The sequence below is a fragment of the Trinickia symbiotica genome (assembly GCF_002934455.1).
Taxonomy (GTDB): domain Bacteria; phylum Pseudomonadota; class Gammaproteobacteria; order Burkholderiales; family Burkholderiaceae; genus Trinickia; species Trinickia symbiotica.
Genome location: NZ_PTIR01000016.1, coordinates 166,961 through 175,915, shown reverse-complemented (window position 1 = coordinate 175,915; position 8,955 = coordinate 166,961). Strand labels below are relative to the sequence as shown.

The window sequence follows — 8,955 nt, the reverse complement described above, 5'->3', positions numbered from 1 at the left end:
AACAAAGAGGTGGTGATCGGCTTCGGCCATCCCGTCTACACCGTTGCCGATCCGCGCAACAAGGTGATCAAGGAAGTGGCGCGCAAGCTCTCGAAAGACACGGGCGACATGAAGCTCTTCGCCATCGCCGAGCGGATCGAATCGGTGATGGCGGACCTGAAGAAAATGTTCGCGAATCTCGACTGGTTCAGCGCCGTCTCTTATCACCTGATGGGGGTGCCGACGGCGATGTTCACGCCGCTCTTCGTGATCTCGCGCACCTCCGGCTGGAGCGCGCACATCATCGAGCAGCGCATCGACAACAAGATCATCCGGCCGAGCGCGAACTACACCGGCCCAGAAAGTATGAAGTTCGTCCCGCTAAATAGGAGAAAATAGCGACCGCCGCGCGCGCCCCAGCCAGATGGACGGCACACGCGGCACCCCCGCCCGGCGCCCCACGGCTCTCGCGCGGCGCCGCTGCAACCAAGGGGCTCGGTATTTGTCTCTGTCATCTATTCCAAAATCGAAAGGTCCGCCATTCCCATGAAAAAATTGCTGATCGCAACCCTTATCGGCACGATTTCCGCCACGATGTCGCTCGCAGCAGCGGACGCGGCCGCCCAAACGCAGTCGACGCAATCGACGACTGCCCAAAAGAAGGTAGGCAAGGCGCCCGCGCCGAAGCACCGGCTCGTGAAACGCAAGTCGCGCGAAACGACGGCTGCCGCCAAGACCGACCCGATCCCCGAAGGCTCCGTAGAGTGGAAGTGCAGTGAAGGGCTTTCGTTCGACCTGAAGGGCGACATGAAGAAGGACCAGATCGTCACCGTTCACTGGGCGAACAAGAACTACAACCTGCCGCGCGAATCGACGACGACGGGCGCGGACCGCTTCCATGACGCGGCGACAGGCCTCGACCTCGTCGTGATTCCGGGGAAGGCGATGCTGTTCTCGGATCACGACGGTGCGCGTCTCGCCGACGAGTGCCAGACTGCCGCGATGGCGCAAGGCGCGCCCGCTCCGACGCAAGCGAACGCGTTGAAGAAGGGCGACTGATCGTTTTTCTTTCCTGCACGAGCCGACCACCATGTCCGCCTCGACTTCGAACGTAAGGCCAGAGCCTGATCGAGTGCTCGTCGATATCGTCGATTACGTCCTCGGCTTCGAGGTGGACAGCGCGCTCGCGCTCGAAACGGCGCGCCATTGCCTCATCGACACGCTCGGTTGCGGCTTGGAAGCGCTCTCCTATCCCGCATGTACGAAACTGCTCGGCCCTATCGTGCCGGGTACGATCGTGCCGCACGGCGCAAAGGTGCCCGGCACGCCGTTTCAGCTCGACCCGGTACAGGCCGCGTTCAACATCGGCGCGATGATCCGCTGGCTCGATTTCAACGACACATGGCTCGCGGCCGAGTGGGGTCATCCCTCCGACAACCTCGGCGGCATTCTCGCGACGGCCGATTGGCTTTCGCGCGTTGCCGTCGCGTCGGGCAAGAAGCCGCTCCCCATGCAGGACGTGCTGATTGCGATGGTGAAGGCGCACGAGATTCAGGGCGTCATCGCGCTCGAGAACTCGTTCAACCGCGTCGGGCTCGATCATGTGCTGCTCGTGAAGGTGGCTTCGACGGCAGTCGTCGGCTGGCTGCTCGGACTGTCGCGCGACGAACTCATCAACGCTGTTTCGCTCGCGTTCGTCGACGGACATTCGCTGCGCACCTATCGCCATGCGCCGAACACAGGCTCGCGCAAATCATGGGCGGCGGGCGACGCCACCTCGCGCGCCGTGCGCCTCGCGCTGATCGCGAAGACGGGCGAGATGGGCTACCCGTCCGTTCTCACGGCTCCAACTTGGGGCTTTTACGACGTGCTGTTCAAAAGCCGCCCGTTCAGCTTTCAGCGCCCCTACGGTTCGTACGTGATGGAGAACGTGCTGTTCAAGATCTCGTTTCCGGCCGAGTTTCATGCGCAGACCGCCGCCGAAGCGGCGATGACGCTGCACGGCATCCTGAAAGGGAAAGGGAAGACGGCCGAAAACATCGCGAAGATCACGATTCGCACGCACGAAGCGGCGATTCGCATCATCGACAAGAAAGGCCCCCTGAACAATCCGGCCGACCGCGATCATTGCATTCAGTACATGATCGCCGTGCCGCTGCTTTTCGGACGACTGACCGCGGCCGATTATGAAGAGGCCGTGGCGGCCGATCCGCGCATCGACGCGCTGCGCGCCAAGATGCAGTGCGTCGAAGACGCGCAGTTCACGAAGGATTATCACGATCCGGACAAGCGCTCGATCGCCAACGCGTTGACCGTCGAGCTCGACGACGGGACGACGCTCGATGAGGTCGTCGTCGAATATCCGATTGGCCATCGGCGTCGGCGCGCCGAAGGTGTGCCGCTGCTCGTCGAGAAGTTCAGGACGAACCTCGCGAGGCGCTTTCCGGCCAAGAAACAGCAAGCGATCCTCGACGTCTCGATCGACCAGACGCGGCTCGAGGCCATGCCGGTCAACGAGTACGTCGATCTGTACGTCATTTGATCGAGCATCGAATCGGATACAGTAGTTCGTTACAAGGTTCAAGTAAGGTTTCAGAAAGAAAGGCAACAAGATCGTTGTTTCCTCGCTCCAAACCTAGGACAAACCATGGCCCACAACCTCCACAACACGCTCAAGGAATTCGATAGCGGCTCAGGAAAAGGGAAGTTCTACTCGCTGCCCGAGCTCGGCAAGGCATTGAACGTCAAGATCGAGCGCCTGCCCGTGTCGATCCGCATCGTTCTGGAATCGGTGCTGCGTAACTTCGACGGCAAAAAGGTCGCCGAAGAGCACGTCGCACAGCTTGCCAACTGGAAGCCGAATGCACCGCGCGTCGACGAGATTCCGTTCGTCGTCTCCCGTGTCGTGTTGCAGGACTTCACGGGCGTACCGCTGCTCGCCGATATTGCCGCGATGCGCGGCGTGGCGCAGCGGATGGACAAGAACCCCAAGCTGATCGAGCCGCTCGTACCCGTGGACCTCGTCGTCGACCACTCCGTGCAGGTCGACTACTACCGCCAGAAGGACGCGCTCGATCTCAACATGAAGCTGGAATTCCAGCGCAACAATGAGCGCTACCAGTTCATGAAGTGGGGCATGCAAGCGTTCGACACGTTCAAGGTCGTGCCGCCCGGCGTCGGCATCGTGCACCAGGTCAACCTGGAGTACCTCGCGCGCGGCGTGCACAAGAAGGCCGAGAACGGCGACACGGTCTACTACCCCGACACGCTCGTCGGCACCGATAGCCATACGACGATGATCAACGGCATCGGCGTCGTGGGCTGGGGCGTGGGCGGTATCGAAGCCGAGGCCGGCATGCTCGGCCAGCCCGTCTACTTCCTCACGCCCGACGTCGTCGGCGTCGAGCTCAAGGGCAAGCTGCGCGAAGGCGTTACGGCGACGGACCTCGTGCTGACGATCACCGAGCTGCTGCGCAAGGAGAAGGTAGTTGGCAAATTCGTCGAGTTTTTCGGAGAGGGCACGGAATCGATCGCGGTTCCGGATCGCGCGACGATCGGCAACATGGCGCCTGAGTACGGCGCGACGATGGGCTTTTTCCCCGTCGACGAAAAGACGATCGATTTCTTCAGGGGCACCGGCCGCACCGATGCCGAAATCGCCGCTTTAGAGAACTACTTCAAGGCGCAGCAGCTCTTCGGGATTCCGAAGGCAGGCCAGATCGACTTCACGAAGGTCGTCACGCTCGACCTCGCAACCGTCGCCCCGTCACTCGCCGGTCCGAAGCGTCCGCAGGATCGCATCGAAATCGGCTATGTGAAGTCGACGTTCGCCGATCTGTTCTCGAAGCCCGTCGGCGAAAACGGCTTTGCGAAGAAGCCGGCCGAACTGGACGCCGTGTACGAGACATCGAACGGCATCAAGCTGAAGAACGGCGACGTGGTGATCGCCGCCATCACGTCGTGCACGAACACGTCGAATCCGAGCGTGCTGCTGGCCGCCGGCCTGTTGGCGAAGAAGGCCGTCGAGGCCGGCCTGACCGTGGCGCCGCATATCAAGACCTCGCTCGCGCCGGGATCGCGGATCGTGACCGAGTACCTGACCAAGACGGGCCTCCTGCCCTACCTTTCGCAACTTGGCTTCGAGCTCGCGGCCTACGGCTGCACGACCTGTATCGGCAACGCGGGCGATCTCACGCCCGAGATCAACGAGGCGATCACGAAGAACGATATCGTCGCGGCCGCCGTGTTGTCGGGCAACCGCAACTTCGAGGCGCGCATTCACCCGAACATCCGCGCGAACTTCCTCGCCTCGCCGCCGCTCGTCGTCGCTTATGCGATCGCCGGTACGATCACGCGTGATCTGATGACGGAGCCCGTCGGCAAGGGCAAGGGCGGCAGGGACATCTATCTCGGCGACATCTGGCCGTCGAGCGAAGAGGTTCATGCGTTGCTCAGATACGCGCTCGACCCCGAAGCGTTCCGCAAGAACTACTCGCAGCTCACGCAAGAAGGCGACCTCTGGAGCAAGATCCAGGGCGAGGAAGGTCAAGTCTACGACTGGCCGAAGTCGACCTACATCGCCGAACCGCCGTTCTTCGGCGAGCAGTTTTCGATGCAGCCGACCGACGCGATTCCGACGATCAAGGGTGCGCGTGCGCTCGGCGTCTTCGGCGATTCCGTCACGACGGACCACATCAGCCCCGCGGGTTCGATCAAGGAAGATTCGCCGGCCGGCAAGTGGCTCAAGGCCAACGGCGTGCAGAAGGCCGACTTCAACAGTTACGGCTCACGCCGCGGCAATCATGACGTGATGATGCGCGGCACGTTCGCGAACGTTCGGATCAAGAACCTGATGATCCCGCCGAAGGCCGACGGCACGCGCGTGGAGGGCGGGCTGACGATTCATCAGCCTAGCGGCGAGCAACTGTCGATTTACGATGCCGCGATGAAGTACATCGATGCCGGCACGCCGACCGTGATTTTCGCCGGCGAGGAGTACGGCACCGGATCATCGCGCGACTGGGCCGCGAAGGGCACGCAGTTGCTCGGCGTGAAGGCTGTCATCGCCCGCAGCTTCGAGCGGATTCACCGCTCCAATCTGGTCGGCATGGGGGTCTTGCCGCTGCAGTTCAAGGGCTCGGACAGCATCCAGTCGCTTGGCATCACCGGTGAAGAGACGTTCGACATCGAAGGCCTCGGCGACGACTTCAAGCCGCAGCAAGAAGTCACGCTCGTGATCCATCGCAAGGACGGCAAGGAGCAACGCGTACCGGTGTTGTTGCGCATCGATACGCCGATCGAAGTCGACTACTACAAGCATGGCGGGATTCTGCCGTTCGTGCTGCGGTCGTTGTTGGCGGCGTAAGCCGTTTGGCGCGTGGCGCGGGCGCCGGCGCGCTCTGCCGTCTGAGGTAGTCATTGCCGCGCTTCGATCGTCGAAGCGCGGCCGTTCGAAGGCCCGGCTGCCCTGCCGGGCCTTTTCATTGAGGTTGGCGGCAAACTTGACGGTCGCGTGCGTGTTGCCGACCGGAATATCGGCTCATCGGCTCACGAACCGGCTCATTGCGGGCTGAATCGGCTCAAAGCCTTGCGAATCGGCTCAGATCGGCTCAAAATCAGCTCAAACGTGAGCCGATATGAGCCGATTTCCATGAGCACTGGACTACTGCCCGCCGAAGACGTCATTGAAGCCTTGCGCCGTTTTACGGCACAGGGCCATAGCCATGTCACGTCTTCCGAACTTGCCAACGCCACGGGGAAAAGTCTCGCGACGATAAAGCGGCTTCTTGACGACCTGCGCGCGGCAGGCCGAGTGAACCGCCACGGGACGGGTCGTGCAACGCGCTACACGCTTGCTTCGGACATACCTTCGGCGGAACTGGCGCTCGGCACGCTCAGTCCGACAGAGATGCAATGGTCTCCTGCGAGCGTTGCCGTGCGTCGGCGATTGGCCGCTCCATTGGCGACCCGCGCCCCCGTTTCTTACAAACGCGATTTTGTCGACCACTACGAACCGAACAAGTCATGGCTGATCCCCGAGCCGCTCGCCATCCAGCTGGCAAACGCCGGGCGCATGCAGGGGCAACAGCCGGCGGGCACCTACGCTCGCAAGGTGCTGGAGCAGCTGCTGATCGACTTGTCATGGTCGTCGTCGCGCCTTGAAGGCAATCGGTTCACGCTGCTCGACACACGCAAACTGTTCGAAAGCGGCATAGCCGACGGCGATTTCGATGCCGTCATGCTGCTCAACCACAAGAGCGCTATCGAGTTCCTTGTCGACGCCGTGCCGACGGAAGGCCTGTCCACACCCGTTATCCGCAATCTACACGCGGTGCTGATGCAGAATCTGCTCGTGGATGAAGAAGGTCTTGGAACGATCCGCAAAAAGGTCGTCAACATCAGCGATACCACCTACCTGCCGATGCAGGTGCCGTCCGTCCTGGAGGAAATGCTCGACCTCATCGTCACCAAAGCTCGATTGATCAGGAACCCTGTCGAAGCGGCGTTTTTCCTATGGACAAACCTTGCTTATCTGCAGCCGTTCGAGGATGGCAACAAGCGTACGAGCCGCCTGGCGGCGAACATTCCGCTGATGCTATACAACTGCGCGCCGCTATCGTTTCTGGACGTCGACATACACGATTACGCGCTTGCGATGATAGGCGTCTACGAACTGCGCGACGTCTCGCTCGCTGTCGATCTGTTCGAATGGACCTATCGGCGTTCGATCGATAAATACAAGGTCGTACTCGAATCGATGGGAGTCCCCGATACGATGCGCCTGCGTTATCGGCAAGCACTGAGCGAGGCAATCGGACTCGTCGTGCGCGGTCGGAAAGCCGCGGTCGAGGCGGCGTCCGAGCTTGGACTCACCGAGGAATCCGCGCCGGGGTTCAGCGCCATACTCGCCGATGAGTTGGCGAAGCTGGAAGTTTTCAATTGTGCGCGGTATCGGTTGACGATGGCGGAAACGAAGGCATGGATCGAAGCCGGGCGGCCAGGCTAGCCGCGATCACTTGAAAAGATATCGGCGACCGGCGCGCTGCAGGCTAACAGCAGCGGCGGCGCGACAGCCGACACACCTCAGCCCCGACATTCCTCGAGCATCCACGTTCTGAAGCGTTGCAACCCGGGTCTGGTAGCGAGACGCTCCCCCGAGTAGCAGAGATAGTGGCCCTGGTCATCGACGTCGACTGGCGCATCGATCAGCTCGACGAGCGCCCCCGAGCTGAGCAGATCGCGAATCAGGAACGCCGGGACGAGCGCGAGACCGAGCCCCGCGCACGCCGCCTGTATCAGTACGGCGTATTGCTCGAAGCGTGGTCCCGCGAGGGCTCGCATCCGCGTCACGCCATGCCGCTCCGCCCACTTGATCCATGCTGTTGCGGCTTGCTCATGCACGAGCCGAGGCGCGTCGGCAACGTCGGCCGGCTCGCGGACCGCATGCCGCTGCGCGAACTCGGGCGAACAGACAAGCGCGAACGTATGTCCGTCCAAGTAGTCGCTTAGCACTCCTTCCCAACGGCCGTCTCCGTAGCGAACGGCCGCATCGAGCTCCGGCGGAAACGCATCGCCGTGCGCCAGATGTCGCCGAAAGCTCAGTGTGACGTTCGGCGCGGACGCGAGGAAGCGCGGCAGACGCGGCACGAGCCATCTTGTCGTGAAGGTAGGCACGCTCGCGATCGTGAGCAAATCGGCTTCCTCGCGTGAGGCGAGGAGTTCCAGCGAAGCGTGGCAGATTTCACGCAGCGGCTCCTTGATTCGTGCGTGATACGTGGCCCCGGCCGGCGTGAGCGCGAGCTGGCGGCCGTCGCGTACGAAAAGCCGGACGCCGACCTGGGCTTCGAGATTCGATACCTGTCGGCTGACCGCGCTCGGCGTCAGTCCCAGCTCGCGTGCCGCGCGCGAGAAGTTGAGATGCTTCGCGGACGCCAGGAACGTGAGCAACTCCACGGTACTCGGGCAAGAAGACTTCATTCGAGCTTTTCCAAATCCGCACAGTACATTGCGCGCTTTTTACCCTCGTTTCATGACGATGCAATGTCCGCCCCGCAGACTGCGCTTTGCGTCGTCGCCTCCGGCAGCATTGCTCAGCGGGCCGCCGCGAGCCATTTGTCGAACACACGCGAGAAAGACTTGCCATCGAACACCGCGCCAGCCCCCACTGTGCCGTTTCCTCAAAGGAGCGCCCAGCCGTCCATCGGACGAATCGCGGTTCGCGCCGTCGTCGCGCTGTTCGCGCTCTATCTGCTGACGCCGATGGTATTGCTGCTGATCGGCTCGGTCGGCAAGACCTGGACGAATACGTTGCTCCCGAGCGGCTTCACCTGGCGCTGGTTTGCCGAGTTGGCAACGGATGCCAGTTTCCGGCGAGCATTCGGCGTGAGCTTCGTCGTTGCCCTGGCTTGTTGTGCACTCGATGCCTGCATCGGCTTGCCGCTCGCCTATGCGTTGAATCACCGCGCGCGGAGAGGGCGAGGAGCCGCTTCGCGCGTCGTCATGCTGATGCCTGTCGCCGTGCCGGCACTCACGCTCGGTTTCGGCTATATCGCCGTATTCGGCGGCGATACGCTGCCGTGGCTCGGGACGCTGCCGTTGATGATCGCCGCGCACGCCGTGCTGACCCTCCCCTACCTCGTGCAGACGCTGCTCAGCGACTTGCGTCACCTCGATCTGGCAAAACTCGAAGACTGTGCCGCGACGTTAGGGGCCACGCCTTCACGTCAGTTCTTCTCGCTCGTCGTGCCTAACCTGCGGCAGAGCCTGTTTTCCGGCCTAGTGATGGTCTCGGCACTCTCGATCGGTGAGTTTCAGATATCCAATTTGATCGCGGGCTTTCGCTACCGAAACTTTCCGGTCGTGTTGCTCCAAGCGTTTTACGGCGCTTCCGGCTTGGCTTGCGCCGCAACCGTCGTCCTGCTCGTCCTGGCCGTGGCGGCCACGCTCGCGTCGATCAACACCATCAACAGGCTGTAA

The 8,955-nt window shown here is 62.1% G+C and carries 7 protein-coding genes; 6 read left to right on the top strand and 1 reads right to left on the bottom strand.

The genetic code is table 11. The features are described 5' to 3' along the window. The 5 genes from B0G57_RS21770 to B0G57_RS21750 form a co-directional block, all read left to right on the top strand. Positions 1 to 378, top strand: a 378-nt coding sequence (locus tag B0G57_RS21770; RefSeq protein WP_332888232.1) for a citrate/2-methylcitrate synthase, incomplete at its 5' end; no start/stop codon positions are given. 147 nt (positions 379 to 525) lie between these two features. Further along, positions 526 to 1,038, top strand: a complete 513-nt coding sequence (locus B0G57_RS21765; protein WP_018440015.1) for a hypothetical protein — start codon at positions 526 to 528, stop codon at positions 1,036 to 1,038. A gap of 31 nt (positions 1,039 to 1,069) precedes the next feature. Next, positions 1,070 to 2,521, top strand: coding sequence for a bifunctional 2-methylcitrate dehydratase/aconitate hydratase (locus B0G57_RS21760; RefSeq protein ID WP_026229542.1), 1,452 nt, complete (start codon positions 1,070 to 1,072; stop codon positions 2,519 to 2,521). A 105-nt stretch (positions 2,522 to 2,626) separates the two neighbouring features. Further along, the gene (gene acnA / locus B0G57_RS21755) at positions 2,627 to 5,344 is read left to right on the top strand and encodes an aconitate hydratase AcnA (protein WP_018440017.1); all 2,718 of its coding nucleotides are present in this window, start codon (positions 2,627 to 2,629) and stop codon (positions 5,342 to 5,344) included. A gap of 285 nt (positions 5,345 to 5,629) precedes the next feature. Further along, the gene (locus B0G57_RS21750; protein ID WP_026229543.1) at positions 5,630 to 6,985 is read left to right on the top strand and encodes a Fic family protein; all 1,356 of its coding nucleotides are present in this window, start codon (positions 5,630 to 5,632) and stop codon (positions 6,983 to 6,985) included. Between the two features lie 77 nt (positions 6,986 to 7,062). Here B0G57_RS21750 and B0G57_RS21745 read toward each other — a convergent pair whose 3' ends face one another. Beyond that, positions 7,063 to 7,956, bottom strand: a complete 894-nt coding sequence (locus B0G57_RS21745) for a LysR substrate-binding domain-containing protein (protein WP_026229544.1) — start codon at positions 7,954 to 7,956, stop codon at positions 7,063 to 7,065. A 159-nt stretch (positions 7,957 to 8,115) separates the two neighbouring features. On the opposite strand from B0G57_RS21745, the gene B0G57_RS21740 reads away from it, so the two are divergent. After that, a complete protein-coding gene (locus tag B0G57_RS21740; RefSeq protein WP_026229545.1) occupies positions 8,116 to 8,955 on the top strand; it encodes an ABC transporter permease in 840 nt (279 codons plus the stop codon).